This window comes from Pseudomonas sp. 50_B (assembly GCF_017491625.1).
Taxonomy (GTDB): Bacteria; Pseudomonadota; Gammaproteobacteria; order Pseudomonadales; family Pseudomonadaceae; genus Aquipseudomonas; species Aquipseudomonas danubii.
Genome location: NZ_JAFGYX010000021.1, coordinates 16,719 through 34,609, shown reverse-complemented (window position 1 = coordinate 34,609; position 17,891 = coordinate 16,719). Strand labels below are relative to the sequence as shown.

Annotated in this window: 25 protein-coding genes, 1 tRNA gene and 2 pseudogenes; 13 read left to right on the top strand and 15 right to left on the bottom strand. The window is 56.0% G+C overall.

The annotated features are described in order from the left end of the window. The first annotated feature begins 131 nt into the window (after nt 1-131). Nucleotides 132-662 carry a GNAT family N-acetyltransferase gene (locus J5M73_RS24320; protein ID WP_102863237.1) on the top strand — a complete coding sequence of 177 codons (531 nt, stop codon included), beginning with the start codon at nt 132-134 and terminating at the stop codon, nt 660-662. Between the two features lie 280 nt (nt 663-942). Here J5M73_RS24320 and J5M73_RS24315 read toward each other — a convergent pair whose 3' ends face one another. After that, a complete protein-coding gene (locus J5M73_RS24315; RefSeq protein WP_102863236.1) occupies nt 943-1,326 on the bottom strand; it encodes a c-type cytochrome in 384 nt (127 codons plus the stop codon). Between the two features lie 340 nt (nt 1,327-1,666). Between J5M73_RS24315 and J5M73_RS31930 the strand changes: the two are divergent. Further along, a pseudogene (locus J5M73_RS31930) lies at nt 1,667-1,759 on the top strand (DUF159 family protein); the annotation flags it as partial. Nucleotides 1,760-1,904: 145 nt separating this feature from the next. Beyond that, nucleotides 1,905-2,258, top strand: coding sequence for a hypothetical protein (locus tag J5M73_RS24310; RefSeq protein ID WP_102863235.1), 354 nt, complete (start codon nt 1,905-1,907; stop codon nt 2,256-2,258). A 255-nt stretch (nt 2,259-2,513) separates the two neighbouring features. Here J5M73_RS24310 and J5M73_RS24305 read toward each other — a convergent pair whose 3' ends face one another. Then, complete coding sequence (locus J5M73_RS24305; RefSeq protein ID WP_146036411.1) at nt 2,514-2,939, bottom strand: hypothetical protein; 426 nt, start codon at nt 2,937-2,939, stop codon at nt 2,514-2,516. Between the two features lie 265 nt (nt 2,940-3,204). Continuing rightward, on the bottom strand, nt 3,205-3,612 hold the full coding sequence (locus J5M73_RS24300) for a thioesterase family protein (protein WP_102863233.1): 408 nt from the start codon (nt 3,610-3,612) through the stop codon (nt 3,205-3,207). A 224-nt stretch (nt 3,613-3,836) separates the two neighbouring features. On the opposite strand from J5M73_RS24300, the gene J5M73_RS24295 reads away from it, so the two are divergent. Next, complete coding sequence (locus tag J5M73_RS24295) at nt 3,837-4,079, top strand: hypothetical protein (protein ID WP_102863232.1); 243 nt, start codon at nt 3,837-3,839, stop codon at nt 4,077-4,079. Between the two features lie 127 nt (nt 4,080-4,206). Here the strand turns inward: J5M73_RS24295 and J5M73_RS32110 are convergent, their stop codons facing one another. Continuing rightward, nucleotides 4,207-4,338 (bottom strand): hypothetical protein, encoded by a 132-nt coding sequence (locus J5M73_RS32110; RefSeq protein WP_258009275.1) that lies wholly within the window; start codon nt 4,336-4,338, stop codon nt 4,207-4,209. 62 nt (nt 4,339-4,400) lie between these two features. Continuing rightward, the gene (locus J5M73_RS24290) at nt 4,401-4,547 is read right to left on the bottom strand and encodes a hypothetical protein (protein ID WP_180988569.1); all 147 of its coding nucleotides are present in this window, start codon (nt 4,545-4,547) and stop codon (nt 4,401-4,403) included. Between the two features lie 151 nt (nt 4,548-4,698). Here J5M73_RS24290 and J5M73_RS24285 point away from each other — a divergent pair, with 151 nt between their 5' ends. Further along, complete coding sequence (locus J5M73_RS24285) at nt 4,699-5,349, top strand: hypothetical protein (RefSeq protein ID WP_102863231.1); 651 nt, start codon at nt 4,699-4,701, stop codon at nt 5,347-5,349. Between the two features lie 86 nt (nt 5,350-5,435). On the opposite strand, the gene J5M73_RS24280 is transcribed toward J5M73_RS24285, so the two are convergent. Beyond that, a complete protein-coding gene (locus tag J5M73_RS24280) occupies nt 5,436-5,714 on the bottom strand; it encodes a hypothetical protein (protein ID WP_102863230.1) in 279 nt (92 codons plus the stop codon). 479 nt (nt 5,715-6,193) lie between these two features. Next, nucleotides 6,194-6,511: a hypothetical protein gene (locus J5M73_RS24275; protein WP_102863229.1), complete on the bottom strand. Its 318-nt coding sequence runs from the start codon at nt 6,509-6,511 to the stop codon at nt 6,194-6,196. A gap of 467 nt (nt 6,512-6,978) precedes the next feature. Between J5M73_RS24275 and J5M73_RS24270 the strand changes: the two are divergent. Further along, nucleotides 6,979-7,371, top strand: a pseudogene (locus tag J5M73_RS24270) (tyrosine-type recombinase/integrase); the annotation flags it as partial. Nucleotides 7,372-7,451: 80 nt separating this feature from the next. On the opposite strand, the gene J5M73_RS24265 reads toward J5M73_RS24270, so the two are convergent. From J5M73_RS24265 to J5M73_RS24255, 3 genes are all read right to left on the bottom strand, one after another. After that, a tRNA-Leu gene (locus J5M73_RS24265) sits at nt 7,452-7,538 on the bottom strand. Nucleotides 7,539-7,905: 367 nt separating this feature from the next. Then, the gene (locus J5M73_RS24260) at nt 7,906-8,112 is read right to left on the bottom strand and encodes a hypothetical protein (protein ID WP_102863158.1); all 207 of its coding nucleotides are present in this window, start codon (nt 8,110-8,112) and stop codon (nt 7,906-7,908) included. A 280-nt stretch (nt 8,113-8,392) separates the two neighbouring features. Beyond that, nucleotides 8,393-8,656 carry a DUF1652 domain-containing protein gene (locus J5M73_RS24255; protein ID WP_102863157.1) on the bottom strand — a complete coding sequence of 88 codons (264 nt, stop codon included), beginning with the start codon at nt 8,654-8,656 and terminating at the stop codon, nt 8,393-8,395. 367 nt (nt 8,657-9,023) lie between these two features. Between J5M73_RS24255 and J5M73_RS24250 the strand changes: the two genes are divergently transcribed. Next, complete coding sequence (locus J5M73_RS24250) at nt 9,024-9,512, top strand: ATP-binding protein (RefSeq protein WP_102863156.1); 489 nt, start codon at nt 9,024-9,026, stop codon at nt 9,510-9,512. A 574-nt stretch (nt 9,513-10,086) separates the two neighbouring features. Here the strand turns inward: J5M73_RS24250 and J5M73_RS24245 are convergent. Beyond that, nucleotides 10,087-10,695: an NAD(P)H-dependent oxidoreductase gene (locus J5M73_RS24245; RefSeq protein ID WP_102863155.1), complete on the bottom strand. Its 609-nt coding sequence runs from the start codon at nt 10,693-10,695 to the stop codon at nt 10,087-10,089. A gap of 93 nt (nt 10,696-10,788) precedes the next feature. On the opposite strand from J5M73_RS24245, the gene J5M73_RS24240 reads away from it, so the two are divergent. From J5M73_RS24240 to J5M73_RS24225, 4 genes are all read left to right on the top strand, one after another. Next, on the top strand, nt 10,789-11,421 hold the full coding sequence (locus J5M73_RS24240) for a TetR/AcrR family transcriptional regulator (RefSeq protein ID WP_102863154.1): 633 nt from the start codon (nt 10,789-10,791) through the stop codon (nt 11,419-11,421). A gap of 56 nt (nt 11,422-11,477) precedes the next feature. After that, a complete protein-coding gene (locus J5M73_RS24235; RefSeq protein ID WP_207816295.1) occupies nt 11,478-12,011 on the top strand; it encodes a hypothetical protein in 534 nt (177 codons plus the stop codon). Nucleotides 12,012-12,116: 105 nt separating this feature from the next. Further along, the gene (locus J5M73_RS24230) at nt 12,117-12,830 is read left to right on the top strand and encodes an HAD family hydrolase (RefSeq protein ID WP_102863152.1); all 714 of its coding nucleotides are present in this window, start codon (nt 12,117-12,119) and stop codon (nt 12,828-12,830) included. Between the two features lie 190 nt (nt 12,831-13,020). Next, nucleotides 13,021-13,926, top strand: a complete 906-nt coding sequence (locus tag J5M73_RS24225) for a hypothetical protein (RefSeq protein WP_102863151.1) — start codon at nt 13,021-13,023, stop codon at nt 13,924-13,926. On the opposite strand, the gene J5M73_RS24220 is transcribed toward J5M73_RS24225, so the two are convergent. After that, nucleotides 13,913-14,398, bottom strand: a complete 486-nt coding sequence (locus J5M73_RS24220) for a helix-turn-helix domain-containing protein (RefSeq protein WP_102863150.1) — start codon at nt 14,396-14,398, stop codon at nt 13,913-13,915. The two genes, J5M73_RS24225 and J5M73_RS24220, sit on opposite strands and share 14 nt — an antisense overlap. 115 nt (nt 14,399-14,513) lie before the next feature. Between J5M73_RS24220 and fabF the strand changes: the two genes are divergently transcribed. Continuing rightward, nucleotides 14,514-15,782 carry a beta-ketoacyl-ACP synthase II gene (gene fabF, locus J5M73_RS24215; protein WP_207816293.1) on the top strand — a complete coding sequence of 423 codons (1,269 nt, stop codon included), beginning with the start codon at nt 14,514-14,516 and terminating at the stop codon, nt 15,780-15,782. A 70-nt stretch (nt 15,783-15,852) separates the two neighbouring features. On the opposite strand, the gene J5M73_RS24210 is transcribed toward fabF, so the two are convergent. From J5M73_RS24210 to J5M73_RS24200, 3 genes are all read right to left on the bottom strand, one after another. Continuing rightward, nucleotides 15,853-16,305, bottom strand: a complete 453-nt coding sequence (locus J5M73_RS24210) for an anti-virulence regulator CigR family protein (protein ID WP_102863148.1) — start codon at nt 16,303-16,305, stop codon at nt 15,853-15,855. A gap of 122 nt (nt 16,306-16,427) precedes the next feature. Then, entirely contained in the window at nt 16,428-16,661 is a 234-nt protein-coding gene (locus tag J5M73_RS24205) for a YceK/YidQ family lipoprotein (protein WP_102863147.1), read from the bottom strand. Nucleotides 16,662-16,736: 75 nt separating this feature from the next. Next, nucleotides 16,737-17,240, bottom strand: a complete 504-nt coding sequence (locus J5M73_RS24200; protein WP_102863146.1) for a hypothetical protein — start codon at nt 17,238-17,240, stop codon at nt 16,737-16,739. Nucleotides 17,241-17,439: 199 nt separating this feature from the next. On the opposite strand from J5M73_RS24200, the gene J5M73_RS24195 reads away from it, so the two are divergent. Next, on the top strand, nt 17,440-17,685 hold the full coding sequence (locus J5M73_RS24195; RefSeq protein ID WP_102863145.1) for a hypothetical protein: 246 nt from the start codon (nt 17,440-17,442) through the stop codon (nt 17,683-17,685). Nucleotides 17,686-17,891: the final 206 nt, after the last annotated feature.

The following is a 17,891-nucleotide window of genomic DNA, read 5'->3' as shown; positions in this document are numbered from 1 at the left end:
AGAGACGAAGCGGCCCCGCAGTCATCACTCCTATCGGATAGGCTAAGACCTTTCGAAGGTAGTCCAATCGATAGCGCCACCTACGTGACAGTGAACAGACAAGCCCACTCCTGAGCCCAAAGGAAAGAATGATGCAACCACTGCCACTCGCCCCCTCAACTATTGGTGAAACGCTTGAACTGCGCCCACTGGAAAATGATGACTTCGAAGCGCTGTACCGTGTGGCATCCGACCCTCTGATCTGGGCTCAACATCCAAGTCCAACGCGCTATCAGGAGCACGTATTTCACCATTGGTTTAACGAGGCACTTGCTTCAAAAGGCGCGCTTATCGTTATCGATCGCAGCCATAACCAAGTGATCGGCTCCTCTCGTTATTACGAGTTCGATGAGAAGAAACGAGAAGTGACGATCGGGTACACCTTCCTGGCTCGTGATCGTTGGGGAGGCGGAACCAATAGAGAGTTGAAACATTTAATGCTGACCCATGCATTTCAATGGGTGGACACTGTTTGGTTTCACGTTGACAGCCAGAACGTTCGCTCTCAACGCGCCATGGAAAAAATCGGCGGGCACTTCTCCCATCGCGCCATCAGACAACTCACTGATCGCACTCAAGAGTACCTGCTCTACAAAATAGAGAAGCCGAGTCGCCTTGATTAATACAAAAGCCCGGCATTTGGCCGGGCTTTGCATTTCACAGACAGGAGCATTCAGCTATGTACCACCAATACACTTCCTGTCTATTTCAAGCTCACCGCGAACCTTGATTTCTCGCAAATCAATCTCGGTTGCTCGTGAGCCCTTGACTCCAGCAGAGCGCTCACCATAGATCTGTGAGCCTTGCACACCCGAGTATCTCATGCACTTGTACATGATCAGTCACTGGCAATGAAGGATGCCACGCCCCCTTAAAGCTCTGTACCCGCGCCTCCTCTAAAAATCATCGGCTTTTTAAAATCACACCACTCATATATTGATTTAAATCGCGAAAATCGTTAACCCGCCAAGAGAATGGCGATAGCTTTACACCATTCTCCCGTAAAGTTCTTGGAATCAAGTCGCCATTGGGTCGCAGTATGACTGATGAAACAATAACGCCTGGATAATCATTTAGGCGCTTTTTAAATGCGGATGTCGTTAGATCAGGCGTGGGCGGATTGCTTTTATTTGCCAACGGCCCCGTCCCCTTGATATCTGCTCCGTGACACATAGCGCATCGCTGTAAATAGAGATTTTTTCCATTGGCATTATCCGCGAAAGATAGGGATGCTTGAATCAACGACATAACCCCTAGCGAAACGATGAGTAATACTTTTGCTTTCATTTTTTATGTGGCCTTATTGGAAAAACCAGATCTGAATCGAAGGAAAACCCCGGTCATACCTCTACAACATTCAACTCTCTCGAGAACATCTAGACCGAGATCATTCATTAGCAAGATGCTTCCCCCCCCGAGAAGTAAACTTCAGACCAAAGGGTATTTCGTTTGACATGCCCGACCACTAGCCTGATATCAGCTCGTTGATTTAACAGAACAATCCTAATGACGGTGATTAGAAGCTCGCCATTCTCCTTCGAGACGCTCTTGCGTGCAATGATCGTCCAGAAAGGCTAATGAACAATCTCAAGGCTGTGCACGCGTAAAGAAGGTCACCCGCGTTGCTTTCTTCCGGCAAACCTGGCCACACCGGGCTCTGTGCCCGATCGATAGTTGGTTCGAGCGACTGGATGAAGGCGGCCCCAAAAAGCCTTTCATTGACCTGCCTTTCACTCGCACGCAGATCTGCTGTCATACAGTTGCGCAGTACCTTGAAAGCCTACGTCCAGCCATGATCATTTTTTACTAAGCTTGGTATGTTTTAGCTCGCAGCCTGCGAGTCGCATGACTACAAGGAGTCTGTCATGGGTCGTGAAATACCTAAAAAGTACATTAAACAGCAGAAATTTTATAAACGAAAAGAACTGGCCTGGTCGATTATTCACTACACGCTTGGGGTATCAGCAGGGGCATTTGCTTTCCTGGCAGCCCACACTGCAAAGCTCAACGCAGACGACGCCAGTACGATGGCGATGCTGTCTGGGATAGTAACGGCAGTGCTGACTTTTCTATCGCCAGCATCAAGGCGAAAAGCATATACGGAAGCTAGGGACTTAATGAGAATCGCGCGAATGCGATATCAGGAGGAAGGCAGTCTTACGATAGCGCAGCTCATTGACGCGATGGAAACCGCATCTCAAGTTATGCGGCGCCGATAAGTAAGCCACCATCCCTTACCACCGTTACTACGCCCAGGCACTGGCAGGCCTTCCCTGAAATGCATACGTCTCAGTTTTTGCTGCCGCCTGTGCTTGTTGACCGTTGATCATGTTCGAGGAGTAAGTCACCAGCCAGTCCCAACTCCGCAATCAAAATTCGCATGCTTTCAGCTTCTTGTGAGATCGGAAGACGATAGCATCCAGAGGCTGGAAACTAAAAAGCCCAACGAGAGGTTGGGCTTAGAACCTGACAATCTATTTGAAGTAACCGGTTCGGCGCAGCTGCAGGCTGTAGACCCAAACGGCAATCAGCAGGATTGCTTGCAGAGTGGACGGCAACACATGCCAGGCAACCTGCGCGTACATGCTGGCCGGTACTACGAAAATTTCCGGCAACATAAGCGGTATCAGCGTCAGCCCCAAAAGCAGTGCCCCCATAAGGCACCACGAGGATTTTGCGCTACGCACCCAAAACAACAGGCCGCCCGTAGCCAGCAGTAAGCAAGTCAGTACAGGGGGTAGCAGCATGATCAGCGCGATATCTCCTGTCCTGGCTAAGTCCCAGCCTTCATTGACCAGCCAATAAGCAATTTTGAACGTCAGGAGCAGACAGTAGGCCACTCCGAAGATGACCGGTGCCGGGCGTGAAGCGTTCCTTACTTGAAGCGTACTTGTGTCCATAATTCCAAATCTGTGGATATGACTGGCCAGCCCAATCGACCTGCGCAGTGTACCCGAGGCTCAGTGCATCACTAAAGGATCGACGCATCCGCCTGGGTCGTCACCAGTCAAAAAGGAAAGAAGCGTTCCTCTAGAACTGGCCGACGTCATCAGCAGCACGCAATTCAGCGGTGACGCACCGCACGCCAGGAAACTGGGTGAGCTGGAAAAAGGTTAAGCCCGCACGCGCCACGCCCACTCTGTCTCGTCCAATCAACTATAACGCTCATGGCTGGAGTAACGCCCGCAGTTGCAAAGGAACCTCAATAACTTCTCTGGTAATCGGTGAGACGCAAACGTGTGTAAGGCTAGAAGTAAATGCAATAACATCTGGCGTCAAACTGCCCTCGACTAAAAAAGTGAACGAGTGAAGCCCAACACTGGAAACACTTACCTTAATTGAAAGCTCATCATCCCAAGTAACCGGATGAAGAAACTCCAGCGAGAAGGCCCTTGCTGGAGGCAGTAAATTAAAACCTAGCAGCGTTCTTAATCCGGGTCCGGACAGCCAAACTGTAAGTGCATCATGAACGGCCTCAACCACAAAGTACGAAAACCTAGGTGTATAGACAATCCCCTCCGGATCACAGTCGCCGAACAATACCTTCCTCTTGATAATCACTGAGTTCGGCACAAGATCAATCCTTAATATTGAGTGACGAAGTTATAACAACCAACTCGCAGCTGCTGTTTGCCCAAGGACACGATACCTCCCTCCCTTCTCCACTGCATAGACGGTATAGCGGCCAAGGACGAAGTCATTTCTGAAAAAAGTCGTGATGCAGCAATCCTCAGAAGCCGCGAGCATCTAGGCCGTGACCGGCTGGGTCGCCGCCGATGGACGTGTCTGGGGTAACAATGAGCGTATGCCGCGCTGGCGCGGCGCTACGTGGCTTTAGCAAGCGTCAGCTCAAGGGAATGCTCCACTTTGAAGGTGTCGTGCGTGGCCGTCAGACTGTTCAGCAAGGAAAGACCAAGGCTAAACGCCATGTTGAAATCACTGACGAGCTGAAGATTGTTCTTGATCGAATAATGGCAAGGAAGAAATCCCACCAGCTCCACTCGATGCAGCTGACCGTGGCAGAAGCTAACACGCCATGACGGCGGCGATGTTACGCAGGCGCGTTTGATATGACCAGAGAGGCCGCAGGAGTTGAAAAACCTGACTTCCAGATGCGTGATTTGCGCGCCATTCCTGGCACAGACAAGGTGGAGTCGAGCGGCAATATCACGTGTCAGGGCCGGCCGAGTCTGTATTAGGATCGTACTCGCCGGGCTTGATGTCGCGGATGATCACGGTTTGGCCGAACTCTGTGATCATCTCCAGAGCCATCACGGCCATTTCGTCGTAGAAGGCCATGGTGGCTCCAGATGTAAAAAAGCCCAGCACGATGGCTGTGCTTATGTCGCTACGAGGAAAACTTAACTGCCCGCTTGCCTTACGCGACGATCATACTCTTTGAGCATTTCATCGGCAGCTGCTGCAGCTTTCTGATGAGCTTTCTCATCCCATTTACCGGAAGCGATGTAGCCGCTAAGCAAATCTTCAAAGATTCGAATAATCACCATAGAGCCCCTCGTTAAGCTAACCGGTAAAAACCGCTCGTACTTGTAAGGGTATCTCTGATCTCAAAAACGCAAGTCCGTATGCGCAATTAGTTGGTTCCGGCCTTCCGTCCCCCCACAACACCACCCGGGCAAGCCCAGGATAGGACGCCCCATGCCCGTAGAAACCCAACACCTGGAACATCGAGTAGCTGCCCTTCAGTCCGACCTAAACACCAAGGACGAGCAGATAGGCGCTCTCACCTTCAGCGACAACGAGCGCGAGCTATCGCGCCGGAGTTGGTTCGATGAAGCGAAGCGGCTGGAGAAGGAGGTCGAGGCTCTGCGCAAGGCCCTGAAATTCTACGCCGATCGGGAGCATTACCACTTTGAGAGTGGGAACTGGGACACAGTAAGCGGAGAACCGCTGAATATCCTTTGGTGCGGCGATGAGCCCGATTTCATTGAAGATGGCACGGTTGCGCACACCGCACTATCCGCCAGCGTAGAGCCGATCAACGACCTCTGCGCAGAAGGAGCTCATGCGTTCGTTCCGCTTCGTAGCGACTGCGTGAGGTGTGGCGCGCTCTACAGCGCAGAGCCGAGCGCGCCGGTTGCGGTGGTGCCCGACGGCTACCGCATCATGCCCGCGCCAAGACCCTGCTACTTGGGGAGTTCAAGCTTCGAGTTATCACAGAATGCCCTGAATGCTGCGAGCTGGAGGACCCCACAGAGGGCTGCGACATCTGCGACGCTGAAGGCGAGTACGGGCAAAAACACACCATCCCGTGGGACCAGATCAAGTTCATCTACAGCGAGGCGGTAGAGGGCCTGGCCGTGAAAGCTGAACCAGCCAAATCCTGACAGGAGTACATTTGTACTCCACCCATAAAAATCGAACTCTCATCTAATTCAGCCGCTGAAAAATCGAATGACTGGAGCCAGAAAGCTGATCTTGCCCATCGCTTTTACAAAGCGTTCAAAGGCCTTTTCGCTAAGGATGAACGCGGGTATGAAAAAGATGCTCGAAACCACAACAGTCAATAAAAATCCAATCCAATCAGTACTAACAAGGACGGCGATCGCTACGCCCAGCATCAATAGCCCCCCTGAAAAGAACAACCGCCGAGCAAATTTTTGATTTGGATATTGATTGAACATGATGAGGCCACCCTTGCCGCTTTCAACCACAGTAGTTCCAGGGTGGATTCTTGTCGAAGCATGCCCTCTTTCACCCCCCCTTAATTCCCCTTAGCAGCGGCTGCCCAACCCTCCCCAGCAGTAACCCCTCCCCCACATTTAATTCAGCCGTTATAGCGGCCAAGGACGAAGTCATGCCTGAAGAAAGAACGGTAACCATCCCGGCCCGGTAGCAGCACGCGGTCCAAGCCTCAATCACCGTGACGCTCCCGCGGATTTGCCAGCGGTGCGGCGGCCTGCACGGCGAACCCTACTCAGCCTTCAGCTGGTCGTTCACAGCTGGATCAACCCTTGCGGGCACGTCGAGAAATACAGCCAAGTCCGCCGCGATCTGGAGGTGCAGCCATGATCCGCCCTGCTCTACCTCGCCTGGAACATCTACACGGGACCAAGGCCATGAATGACGTTGCCGAACCTGCGCGGCCTAGACCAAATCCAGCGTTACCCATAACCGTAAATGCACTTTTGGTTCATTGCCCGAGGTTAGGCTGGACCGGAATCAGATCCTGAACTTTTGCGCAAGAGTAGGTGTTGGAATAGTCGAAGAATTTCGGCCTTAATTCGGAGCCGTAGCTCATACATTGGAACGCAGACGAGCCTTTTTGCAAGATTAGAAAGTGAACCGTGCCGACTCTTGCTGGCGACTGGTAGGCGGCTTTGATCTCATAGCCACTGCTTAACAGATCGGTCACCTTTTGAGTTTCTGCCAAGGCCAATGTGCTAGTGACTAGTAGGCCCAGCAGCGAGATGCTCAGGGCATTTTTTGCAATACGATTCGTTCTTGGCATGAGTCTGTCATCCGTGAAGGGAAAATGCCAAGTTACCTAAGTTCAACAAAACCGTCACGGCCCAAGCCAGCTGAGTCGTAAAACTCAGCGGACGGGTCACACTCCGACAGGACTGGTCCAGAAGAGTCCGCCAGACCCGAGAGCCCTGGACTTGAAATGAAGGACTAGGCCGGGCGAACGCTGCAAACCACAGCCAGGCGCAACGCCAGGGCAAATCAGCACCATCTGAAACAACACCCTCAACAATCGGAAAGCCTGCCGGCGATGGCGGGCGGGAGACACGCATGTCCGTCATAAAAGTTCAGTGCTGCCGCTGCAAGAACAAGGACATGGAAAGCGAGCGGCTAAAAGTGCCAACCAAGAAGTACGGCTCGGGCGTCAGCGACATGATCTGTCCAAGGTGCCGGTGCACCACCTACTACCGGCTGCAGGCCGAGCAACCACCTTCTGCCGCTACGTGCGGCGTGGATATCCGCGATGGCCGCTTAGCTGTTCAACAAGGAAAGACCAAGGCAAAGCGCCGCATCGAAATCACTGGCGAACTGAAGATAGTTCTTGATCGAATAATGGCGAGGAAGGACTCCCACCAATTCCGCTCGACGCGGCTGATCGTTTTGGAAGATGGCACACCATTGACGGTGGCAATGCTACGAAGAAGATTCGACCTTGCTCGAGAGGCGGCCGGGGTTAAAAAGGCTGATTTTCAAATGAGGGATCTGCGCGCAAAAGCAGGCATGGAGAAGTTCGAAGCTAGCGGAGATATTCTGCAGGCACGCGACCAGCTTGGGCACACAACTGTCGTCATGACCGAGCACTACATTCGCAATCGGATAGGTAAGAAGGTCTCGCCAACAAAATAGATTGCGGCAACATTGTAGGATTGCGGCAATTTGCTTTCTGTCTAAGGAGCAGTGAAAGAAGCCTAACCCCTTGATATATATGGTGCCCGAAGCCGGAATCGAACCGGCACGCCCTTACGAGCGGGGGATTTTAAGTCCCATGCGTCTACCAGTTTCGCCATTCGGGCGGTAGCGCGATCACGCGGCACTGGAACAGTCAATCGGCATCAGGCCGGCCAGTGCTTAAAGCAGGGTGTGGAATATATACATCCAGTCCTTGTGAAGCAAGGTCGAAGCAGGCAAAAAAACCTCTCCCTTCACTCTGAGCCCTGTGTAAAAAAACACAGTAAATCAGCAGCCTACAGCGGCGGTCTGATCATCCTGGATAGGCTCATCAAACATCGCGTCGACTTGTTAAGCGGCGCCAAGACTAACACGGAGAATTTATCCAACCAACTGATTTATAAAGACTTATCACCAGCCACAAGTTCATTCGAGAGGGGCGCCAGTCAAACCATGCAATGCGTTCAGCGCGAAGCGGGCCCTTGGCAGGTCTCAAGCCTCAGCCAGAAAATTCAACGATAGTTTGAGTTTGTGCGGGTCGTCCTGGGGGACGGCCAACTCGGTTTCCAGGTGAGTCGAAAACGCCTGTTCCACTGGCGCCTCGGGGCCCTTGACCTGGGTCGCTGTGCGGTTGTTTTCCAGCACCTTTGACAGTTGTGCGTAGGTGTAATTGGCGGGAGGCGTATTGCCTATGTTCATGGAGGTCGTCCTTGATATCGAGTCAATCCGCAAGGACAGATCGAAGAGTCAAAAGTCATGGCATGCCGCGTCCCGGTTCATTGACCAGATACTGACGCTGCGATGGGATACTACAGGCCCTGGGCTGGATATAAGCACATCGATAGCCAACGGAGTTCGCCCAGTACACATGACCTCGCCATCCATGAACCGGTAAAGAGTCATAGATACCGGGCGAACGCCACAAAACTATGCGTTCAGAATGACATGTTCAACTGTCACCAATGACAACCGGGGTGTGTTAACCAGCGTAGTTGGTAAAACCACCGGCAAAGCCTCTGCGCCCTGCCCGCAGCTCAGTACGCAACTCGCCGATCAGGTTGGAGATGTCGCGCACACTGGTGAGCTCGGCAGTCGAGACTCCGGTTAACAATAAATCCACCCGGCCTGAATCGGCATCGTAGATCTTGATCGTCAGGGAGCCGCTGGGATGCACGCTGCAGACGCAGGAAAGCGGGAGAAAGCCGGACTCCAAGATGTGGCAAAGCTCGCTGGTGGAGAGCATGGCTTATCGCCTGTGTGGAATTTTGTGGATTTTTCCCATTCAGAATAGGTCAGCGCCTGATCCTTTGTATCGAAAAAACACACAACAAATGCTAACTACCTCTCAGTTCTACTGCGCAGATTCTGCGCCAGGCCACGCACTGATCGCCTGGGTCTACCTGCTTCTCCAGCGTTATTCTGCGCTGTGCTTTTTTCCGTCAGTTGTGTAAGTTTCAAACCTATGAACCTGAATCTTCAGTCCCGCCCCGCCGCGATTATGACCGCCTGCATCAGCAAGGTGGGCTAGCGGTCGTTCAACCCCTAATCATCCCGCCTCGGAGGCAGGTTTTATCACCCGTCTTCTGAAGCGCAAACCCCAGGAGACAAACATGAGCCACTCACCCCCTGCTGTTCTACACCTGCTGTGCGGCAAGATCGCCTCGGGTAAATCCACACTAGCCAAGCGACTGGCCCAGGCTCCCGGCAGCGTGTTGATCTGTGAGGACCAATGGCTGGCGCAGTTGTATCCGGGCCTTATTCATTCAGTTGCTGACTATGCGCTGCATGCCCAGCGCCTGAAAAACGCGCTGGAGCCTTTGCTGATCAGTCTGTTGCGTGGTGGCAACAATGTCGTACTGGACTTCCCCGCCAATACTTTGGCCCAACGCGCCTGGTTGCGAGCCTTGGCAGATCAAGCACAGGTCGAGCATCGACTGCACCTGTTGAATGTCGATGAGGATGTCTGCCTGAGAAGACTGCGGGAACGTAACAGCCAGGGAGATCACCCCTTTAGTACCAGCAAGGAACAATTCGAGCTGATCTGCCGTTACTTCGAGCTTCCACAGACTGAAGAAGGACTGCACATCCTGGAGCATTGAATTGCGGGATTGTCGCCCGTAATGCCGGGCCGGCTTCTGAAGCTTGCGTAGGAAGGGTGCGTCGAGAAAGGCGGCGGAGACAAATTTCAGGCAAAAAAAAGCCCAAGTAGCTGATGGACACTTGGGGCTAAAAATGCATAAACCGTGGTAGGTGAACGCGGAGCTATAGTAACGGAACAGTACATTCTGTAACAAGATATTTTGAAGAAAAAAACGCAAATAAAATCACCTAAGTCATTAAATATCCACACTTTTTTTGAGTACTTTAGTTTCATGTCACGCCTTCTCGCACCTTTTTAGGCACCAAGATGATGCGCCTGAATTGCCCATCACCGCAGTGCGAGAGTCCGTCCACCGTTAAACGAAAATGCGCTGAAAATTCACAGAATCGCAACAGACAGACAACGTTGCTCACCTTAAATTGCCGGCACTTGCCTGAATGGAATGTGTGGGTATGAATGACTTTCTCGACGCCCTGCCCCTGATGCTGTGCCTGTCCACCTTTGCCTGGTGTTGCTGGGGCTAGGCTTTGTACGAAAGTGATACTGCGTTGAAAACGGTTCCAGCCCTCTTCTCACGCCGACTCGACGACTGCGGTGGTACTGAACAGTGCCTGCCCTAGCGCTCGTGCCCGTTCCAGGCAAGGCGCCACATCGCCGCTCTCCGAGTCAAACATCAGTTGCGAGGTCAGTACCCTGGCGCCGCAGTAGTCGAAGATTCCATGGTCGATCTGGGTCTGCATCGCGCCGAGATAACCATGTCGCTCATAAGTGCCAACGTCGGCCCCGGCAACGCCTATCAGGTGCACGCTCAGACGCCCTAGCTTCTTCTCCAGCTTGGCGTCCGCGCGAAAATCGAAGGCCCAGCCATTGGAGAACACGCGATCAATCCAGCCCTTGAGCAGCGCCGGCATGGACCACCAATAAACCGGATAGACCAGCACCAGAGCATCGGCGCGGTCGATCCGTGCCTGTTCGGCGAGCACATCGGCGGGAGGAAGCACCTGGGTACGATGCACAGCAATATCGGCAGCACCGAAGCGTGGTTCGAACCCTTCAGCCCAGAGATCGGCAATCTCGAATGAATGCCCGGAACCGCCCCCCAGCCCCTCGGCAATCTGCGCCGCAAGGCTATGGGTGAGAGACTTGGGATCATGATGGGCGACAACAATAAGTGCATGCATGGCGAGTACTCCTGCGGACGGATTGCGCTGGGGGATTGAGCTTTATATACTTTTAGTAAGTTACTGCCGATAAGTTACTTTTGGTATATAGCCATGTCAAGCAGTCAGAAAACCGATTCCACTTCATCGCCGCGACGGCGCCTGTCGCGGGAGCAACGCCTGCAACAACTGATGGCCGTAGCCTGGCAGATTGTCCGTGAGCACGGCACCGAGGCGCTCACCCTGGGATATCTGGCGGAACAGGCCGGCGTCACCAAGCCGGTGGTCTACGACCATTTCGGCACTCGAGCGGTGCTCCTGGCGGCGCTGTATCAGGACTTCGACCAGCGCCAGACGCTGCTGATGGAACAGGCCCTGCAAACCAGCGAACCGACCCTTGCCGCCCGCGCGGCAGTCATTGCCACGTCCTACGTCGACTGCGTGCTACTGCAGGGCCGCGAAATCCCCGGGGTGATTGCCGCCCTGGCCAGTTCGCCGGAGCTTGAGATCATCAAGCGCGAGTACCAGGCAATATTCCTAGAGAAATGCCGCCATGCTCTGGAACCCTTCGCTACCGGAGCCGTGATCGCAAGGGCCGGGCTGCGCGCCATGCTGGGTGCGGCCGAAGCGGTTTCCCACGCGGCGGCGCTGGGAGAAATCACTCCCGCACAAGCCCAGGAAGAACTCTGCGCCACCATCGTGGCCATGGTTGAAAGAGCACGCGCCAGCACCTCTGCAACCCAATGAGCCACTGCCCGGATATCAATGACCGGCCCCAGCGCCAGTCCTGCAAGGGAAAAGCAATGTTGCTGACACGATTGGAACCGCTGAATCAATTGCTGGAACGCTATCGCCAAGAGTTGGGCAAGGACTTCACCGGCTATCGCAACCACGTGTACCGGGTCATCAACTTCTGCAACCTGCTCATCAATGCCGATGCCCAGCAGTTGCAGAAACTGGCCATAGCTGGCGCCTTCCACGACCTGGGCATCTGGACCGCCAAGACGTTCGACTACCTACCGCCATCGCTGCGCCTGGCTGAAAACCACCTGGATGAAATAGACAGGTCCGAGTGGAAAGCCGAAGTGCTGGCAATGATCGAACAGCACCACAAGATCACCGCCGCCCCACCCCCAGGCAGCCTGGTGGAACGTTTTCGCCGAGCCGACTGGATAGATGTGTCGCTGGGAATGTTGAATTTCGGCCTCTCGCGAGACGATCGCCGCCGGGTATTTTCAGCCTTTCCTGATGCAGGCTTTCATCTGCGCCTGGTTCAGCTGTCTTTCAAGCAACTGCTGATCCGCCCCTGGAAACCTTTGCCCATGCTGCGCCTCTGATCCTCCGGCTATCCGGCCCGCGGCTAAAGGCTGGAGCGCGTAAACTGCATCCATTACTGGCAATACCGGCCGCGAATCAAGCGGCTGCAACCACCGAGAACAGCTATGTCGCCCCCCCCTAAGACCCTGCCGCCCCTGAGCGCTGAGGCTGAAACACAGCCGCTACCCCCGGACACCGTTGGACTCAACGCCGATGCCAACCCAGTGCTTTCGGTATTCGACTTCGACGGAACCCTCACTCGCCACGACAGTTTTGTGCCCTTTCTGAAGTTTGCCTTCGGGCAACGCGGGTTCAACCAACGGATACTCAAGCTGGCGCTACCCAGTCTGGGTTACCTGACTCGTCGCGTTGACCGCGACCGACTCAAGGCGCAATTGATCAGCACCTTTCTCAAGGGCATCGAGGCGGCGTGGCTCCAGCAACAGGCCGAAGCCTTCTGCCTGAAATCCTGGACCCGACTGATGCGCCCGAGTGGGCTGCAAGCCGTAGCCGGGGAACTGCGTTCCGGAGCGCTGGTGACCCTGTGCTCGGCGTCGCCGGCCCTGGTGCTGCAGCCTTTCGCCACACGCTTGGGCATCAGCCTGATCGGAACCGAACTGGAGGTGGTCGATGGCGTGCTGACCGGCCGCATCGCCGGCCACAATTGCCGTTGCGAAAACAAGGTACTGCGCCTGGAAAGTGTCTACGGCCCATTGAACCAATATCGACTCAGGGCCTGGGGCGATACCCGGGGTGACCGCGAACTCCTGGCGGCGGCACAGGACGCGCACTGGCGACACTTCCACCCGGCCTGGCGCCGCGGGCTTGGCGCTCGCTGACACCCGCCGCCCCCCTACACAACACCCGACCAACGGCAAACGGCCAGGAAAAAGATTCGCTATACCCAACAGCAGGCGCCCCTGCGGCCATGAGCCGGAGGGCGCCCGCGACGTCAAGCAGCCTGGAGACAAGAGCGGCCTCGCAGACCAAGGAAAAACAGCCGCCCACACAAGGAGAGGGCCTGCCACGATGAAAACCAATGGCTATCTGCTGCGTACGCTGGCCGTGTTGCTCGCGACCGGCGCACCCGCCGCCCTACTTCTGAGTCACCCCACCCCTCCCTCGTACCTGACAGTTGCACCTGCATTCGATTGGCCACGCCTGGGCGCCTGGGCCAGTTGCCTGGCCGGCCTGTTCGTCTTGTTCGTCCTCGCCGGTCTGCGAATTCGCGGACGGGTACTTGGGGTGCTGATTGACGAGCGCAACCGGTATTCGCTGTCACGCCTGCAAATGACCCTGTGGACACTGCTGGTACTGGCCACTCTGTATACGGTGTACATCGGCAACATTGTCCGGGGAAACGCCACTACGGCGCTGATGGTGGACCTGGACTACAACCTGATCGCGTTGATGGGCTTCAGCCTGGCCAGCTTCGTCACAGCCCCCATGGCCTTGAACCGCAAGGCCGAGCAGCCTGCAGACACCAACGCTCTGGCAACCACCGGCCAGCAGTTGCTCGACAGCCAGAGCCTGGTCGCCCTGCCGTCAGCCAAAGGCCAGGTACTGATGAAGAGTGACCCGAAGGATGCGCGATTGGCCGACCTGATTCGCGGCGAGGACGTGACCAATGGCGTCATCGTCGACCTGCCACGCCTGCAGATGCTGCTGATCACCATGGTGGTGGTGTTTGTCTATGGCGCCGCCGTCGGCCATAGCCTGGGCTCAGGCAGTTGGGTGCTGGAGGTGTTGCCGAAACTGCATAACACACTGCTGTTGCTGGCCCTGATCAGCCACAGCGGCTACGTGGTAGGCAAATTGATCCCCAGTAACCTCAATCCTTCCGTCCTTCTCCCGGGGCCCACCGTCCAGAGCGAGCCGCCCGGCAGCGCAGCCGCTCCACGGAGCCAGCCCCAAACCGGACTCACTCCACCATAGCCATCAGTCGCTGACGCATGCCGACGCTGGCAGCAGGTCCCGCCTGTACCGTGCACGCCTGCAACGGCACCAGATGACCATCGGCAACATCCACCATCACTGGCTGCACAGGTCGTCCGCTCTCACGCTCGACCAGTTGCACGCTTTCGCCCTCGGGCGCGTAGTGGCGATTGCCCCAAGCTACAAAGGCCATGAGTACGACACGGAAATCCTCGCCCTTGGCTGTAGGCACATATTGATAGCGCAAGGGGCGCTCGCTGTAGGCCTGGCGCTCCAACAGCCCCGCCTCCACCAGTGAGTTCAAGCGTCGGGTCAGCATGTTCGGGGCGATCTCCAGGCTGCGGGAGAATTCGTCGAAGCGCCTCAGGCCATGCAGCGCGTCGCGCATGATCAAGATGCTCCACCATTCGCCGACCCGCTCCAGGCTGCAGGCAATGGGACATTCAGCGTCGATCAGACTTTTTCGTTGCATGGCTGGCTCCTGCGATGCACCTCAGTATTTGTGGATTCGGATGTTACTTTCATGATGATAGTATCGTCCACGTTTCGTTGTTCCCCACGCAAACCAACTAAGGAGCAGGACCCGCATGAGTAAACGCATCGTAGTCACCGGTATGGGCGCAATCACTCCACTGGGTTGTGGGGTCGAGCAGGTCTGGCAGCGCCTGCTGGCGGGACAATCCGGAATCCGTCAATTGCCGCAAGAGTTTATCCAGGATCTGCCCACCACCATTGGCGGCCAGGTGCCAGACGCGCTCGAGGATCCCCAGGCCGGCTTCGACCCGGATCGGCTGCTGGCCCCCAAGGAACAGCGCAAGATGGACCGTTTCATCCTCTTCGCCCTGGCGGCGGCCGAAGAAGCCCTGGCCCAGGCCAACTGGAAACCCGATAGTCCCCAGGCCCAGGAACGTACAGCCACCATCATTGCCTCTGGTGTAGGCGGCTTCCCGGCCATCGCCGATGCCGTGCGAACCACCGACAGCAAGGGCCCGCGGCGCCTGTCGCCGTTCACCATTCCGTCATTCCTGAGCAATATGGCGGCAGGTCACGTTTCGATCCGCCACGGCCTCAAGGGACCATTGGGAGCGCCAGTCACTGCCTGTGCTGCCGGAGTCCAGGCCATTGGCGACGCCGCGCGGATGATCCGCGCCGGTGAAATCGACATCGCCGTCTGTGGTGGAGCTGAGGCGGCGATCCATCGGGTCAGCCTGGGAGGCTTCGCCGCAGCCCGCGCGCTGTCCAGCGAGTACAACGACACCCCGGAACGGGCTTCACGCCCCTTCGATCAGGCACGGGATGGCTTTGTCATGGGTGAAGGCGCCGGGCTGCTGGTCATCGAAGAGCTGGAACATGCCCTGGCTCGGGGCGCACAGCCCATCGCGGAGCTGGTGGGCTATGGCACCAGCGCCGACGCCTACCACATGACCGCGGGGCCGGAAGATGGCGACGGCGCCCGGCGTGCCATGCAGCAAGCCTTGCGCCAGGCCGGCGTGCAAGCCTCTCAGGTCCAGCACCTGAATGCCCATGCCACCTCCACGCCAGTGGGCGACAAGGGCGAACTGGCTGCCATCAGGACTGTATTCGGCACCGGCAGCGGCCTGGCCATCAGCGCCACCAAGTCCGCCACCGGGCATCTGCTGGGTGCCGCCGGCGGCATCGAGGCGATCTTTGCCATCCTCGCCCTGCGTGACCAGATCGCGCCCGCAACCCTCAATCTGGACAACCCGGACAGCACCGCCGAGGGCCTTGACCTGGTGCGCAACCAGGCACGCAAAATGGCCATGGAATACGCACTGTCCAATGGTTTCGGCTTTGGTGGGGTCAATGCCAGCGTGCTGTTCAAGCGCTGGCAATAACGCTTCGAGAAGACGGACTCGATGTTGAGATTTCAGCCACGACAGGCTGAAACCTCAACAGGCCCGCCAATCAGTTGAGGACGTCATTGAGCACTTCGTAGATGATCCCGCTGGCGATAGCCACTAGAATCAGGTCGGTTCCGGCCTGCCGCCATTCATAACCGTCATAGCGAGGAAGCTGCCCCAACAGCCGGTGGTCCAGCTTCTTGGCAATTCCCGGGGGCAGAGGTTTGCCCCGAGCCAGGTTTTTCTGAATGCCTGGAGGCAGCGCCGGTCCCGGGCTCCAGTAGTCACGGTGCCCACCCAATATGCCCAGGACACTGCCGCGATCGACACTGGGGCCATGACTCCAGTCATCGGCGTCTGACTTCTTCCCCTTGCCATGCCCCCCCTGGTCACCCTGAGAACTGTGTTTGGAATGCCCCTGCCCCTTGCCATTTCCGGGGTCGGCCAACGCCAGAGGGGAAGCGCCAGCCAAGAGCACGCCGGCAAGAACAGCGATCAACGAGCGAGACTTGAGCATGTCGGTTCTCTTTGGGAAGCCAAGGTCACACTTAACTGTAGACGCTCGTCTCTGTCAGTGATCGAAGGTCAGACACACAGAGGCCGCCATGAGTGAGCGGCAGGTCATCGGCCAGCTCAAGATCAAAGCGTGCAGCTGTACTGATACTCGAAGGGAAACATCAGCGTATCCACCACGCCGGAGAATGGAGCATCCAACGCGAGAAAAGGCCAGAGCACACCGTTGTTCTCCTTAGCCAATGCCCAATCCATGCGCACGCCGATATAGGGGCAACTCATGGGAGTAGTGCGAGTCATCAGGGCCGTGCATCCACTCAAGACAAAGCTCAACACCAGCAACAACAGACTTCGCAACACATAACTTCCTTATTACGTTCAGGACATGAGCGCTATGGACTCGGCAGCCGAGCCCAGGACGGCGGTTCCTGGCTATCAGGCCTTGTAGTCGCAATGAATCTGCAGGCTTTCCGTGTGATTGCGATGAATCTCGAAACCGTGACGCTTCAACAGGTTCTTGACCTCATCAACGACAGCCGAGTACCGCCCTTGCAACTGTTGCTGGCGCGCCGGCGGGGTAAACACCCCCAGTGGCAAAAAGCGCAGGCGCTTGCCATTGAAGACAATGGACACATCGATATGAGTGCCATCCACATCATGGCCATTGGAACCGAAGATATCCTCCAGCTCCTCTTTACGCCCTGGATAACACAGGCAGAACAACCTGATCCCCAGCCAGCGTGACAGCGTCCTGAAAAACCCCAGGTAACTGCTCTTGCGCTCGTAGCCCCGGGTTACCAGCAACTGCACCGAACGCGGCAGGCTGGACTGGACCTTGAGCAGTTGCACAAAGACTTCGCGCTCCATCAACACCTTTGCGGACGGCCAGCGCGGCCCTACCCTCAAGCCCTGGTTGTCGCCCTTTTTCAATATCAGCATGCAGATTGCCTCTGGTGCTTTTTTCGCGGGCAGCAATGGTACACAGGGCTGCCACAGGCGTGCTGAAAATTCAGAAGCGCAAACGCCTATCAGCCCGCGACACCGCCCATCTTCTCCCGATGACAGCGCACCTGCCGTTTAGTTAAAATAATCATGGCTCATAGCCACTACTCATAAGCACAGTGACCATAGGGGCTGTATGTACGACTTAACGAATCTGGTCATTGTCGATAACCGCTTTGGATTGAATGTCCTGCAAGTCACCGCAGACCTGGTGGCCGGCGCCCTGGATGAACTCCTGGCCAATTGCGCAGACGGCGCCAACATCACCCAAAAGCTGGATTACTCCATTCTGACGATCTATCAGGACAAACTCGCCGCGGCCATTCGCGACGTGGGCCTTCCACCCCTTTCCCTACCCTCTCCAGCCGATAGCCTTTGCTGAATAGTGCAACTTGCCACCCCGTGGCAAGTTGAGCCCGGGGCCGAATCACCGCCAATGGCCAAACTTGCATCGTCCCTAGTGAAGCACGCGCAACATCGTTCACCTGGAACCTTTTCCGTCAATGAGGATCAGTGCTGGACATTTCCCTATCAAACAGTGAGCGAGTGCCAGCATGGCCCTGAGAAAAACCGTCCTCTACATTGCAT

Excerpts from the sequence above, each read along its gene's own strand:
- J5M73_RS24320 (WP_102863237.1), top strand. The coding sequence starts at position 132 with ATGCAACCACTGCCACTCGCCCCCTCAACTATTGGTGAAACGCTTGAA.
- J5M73_RS24315 (WP_102863236.1), bottom strand. The coding sequence starts at position 1,326 with ATGAAAGCAAAAGTATTACTCATCGTTTCGCTAGGGGTTATGTCGTTG.
- J5M73_RS24310 (WP_102863235.1), top strand. The coding sequence starts at position 1,905 with ATGGGTCGTGAAATACCTAAAAAGTACATTAAACAGCAGAAATTTTAT.
- J5M73_RS24305 (WP_146036411.1), bottom strand. The coding sequence starts at position 2,939 with ATGGACACAAGTACGCTTCAAGTAAGGAACGCTTCACGCCCGGCACCG.
- J5M73_RS24295 (WP_102863232.1), top strand. The coding sequence starts at position 3,837 with ATGAGCGTATGCCGCGCTGGCGCGGCGCTACGTGGCTTTAGCAAGCGT.
- J5M73_RS32110 (WP_258009275.1), bottom strand. The coding sequence starts at position 4,338 with ATGGCCTTCTACGACGAAATGGCCGTGATGGCTCTGGAGATGATCACA.
- J5M73_RS24290 (WP_180988569.1), bottom strand. The coding sequence starts at position 4,547 with ATGGTGATTATTCGAATCTTTGAAGATTTGCTTAGCGGCTACATCGCT.
- J5M73_RS24285 (WP_102863231.1), top strand. The coding sequence starts at position 4,699 with ATGCCCGTAGAAACCCAACACCTGGAACATCGAGTAGCTGCCCTTCAG.
- J5M73_RS24275 (WP_102863229.1), bottom strand. The coding sequence starts at position 6,511 with ATGCCAAGAACGAATCGTATTGCAAAAAATGCCCTGAGCATCTCGCTG.
- J5M73_RS24260 (WP_102863158.1), bottom strand. The coding sequence starts at position 8,112 with ATGAACATAGGCAATACGCCTCCCGCCAATTACACCTACGCACAACTG.
- J5M73_RS24255 (WP_102863157.1), bottom strand. The coding sequence starts at position 8,656 with ATGCTCTCCACCAGCGAGCTTTGCCACATCTTGGAGTCCGGCTTTCTC.
- J5M73_RS24250 (WP_102863156.1), top strand. The coding sequence starts at position 9,024 with ATGAGCCACTCACCCCCTGCTGTTCTACACCTGCTGTGCGGCAAGATC.
- J5M73_RS24245 (WP_102863155.1), bottom strand. The coding sequence starts at position 10,695 with ATGCATGCACTTATTGTTGTCGCCCATCATGATCCCAAGTCTCTCACC.
- J5M73_RS24240 (WP_102863154.1), top strand. The coding sequence starts at position 10,789 with ATGTCAAGCAGTCAGAAAACCGATTCCACTTCATCGCCGCGACGGCGC.
- J5M73_RS24235 (WP_207816295.1), top strand. The coding sequence starts at position 11,478 with ATGTTGCTGACACGATTGGAACCGCTGAATCAATTGCTGGAACGCTAT.
- J5M73_RS24230 (WP_102863152.1), top strand. The coding sequence starts at position 12,117 with ATGTCGCCCCCCCCTAAGACCCTGCCGCCCCTGAGCGCTGAGGCTGAA.
- J5M73_RS24225 (WP_102863151.1), top strand. The coding sequence starts at position 13,021 with ATGAAAACCAATGGCTATCTGCTGCGTACGCTGGCCGTGTTGCTCGCG.
- J5M73_RS24220 (WP_102863150.1), bottom strand. The coding sequence starts at position 14,398 with ATGCAACGAAAAAGTCTGATCGACGCTGAATGTCCCATTGCCTGCAGC.
- fabF (WP_207816293.1), top strand. The coding sequence starts at position 14,514 with ATGAGTAAACGCATCGTAGTCACCGGTATGGGCGCAATCACTCCACTG.
- J5M73_RS24210 (WP_102863148.1), bottom strand. The coding sequence starts at position 16,305 with ATGCTCAAGTCTCGCTCGTTGATCGCTGTTCTTGCCGGCGTGCTCTTG.
- J5M73_RS24200 (WP_102863146.1), bottom strand. The coding sequence starts at position 17,240 with ATGCTGATATTGAAAAAGGGCGACAACCAGGGCTTGAGGGTAGGGCCG.
- J5M73_RS24195 (WP_102863145.1), top strand. The coding sequence starts at position 17,440 with ATGTACGACTTAACGAATCTGGTCATTGTCGATAACCGCTTTGGATTG.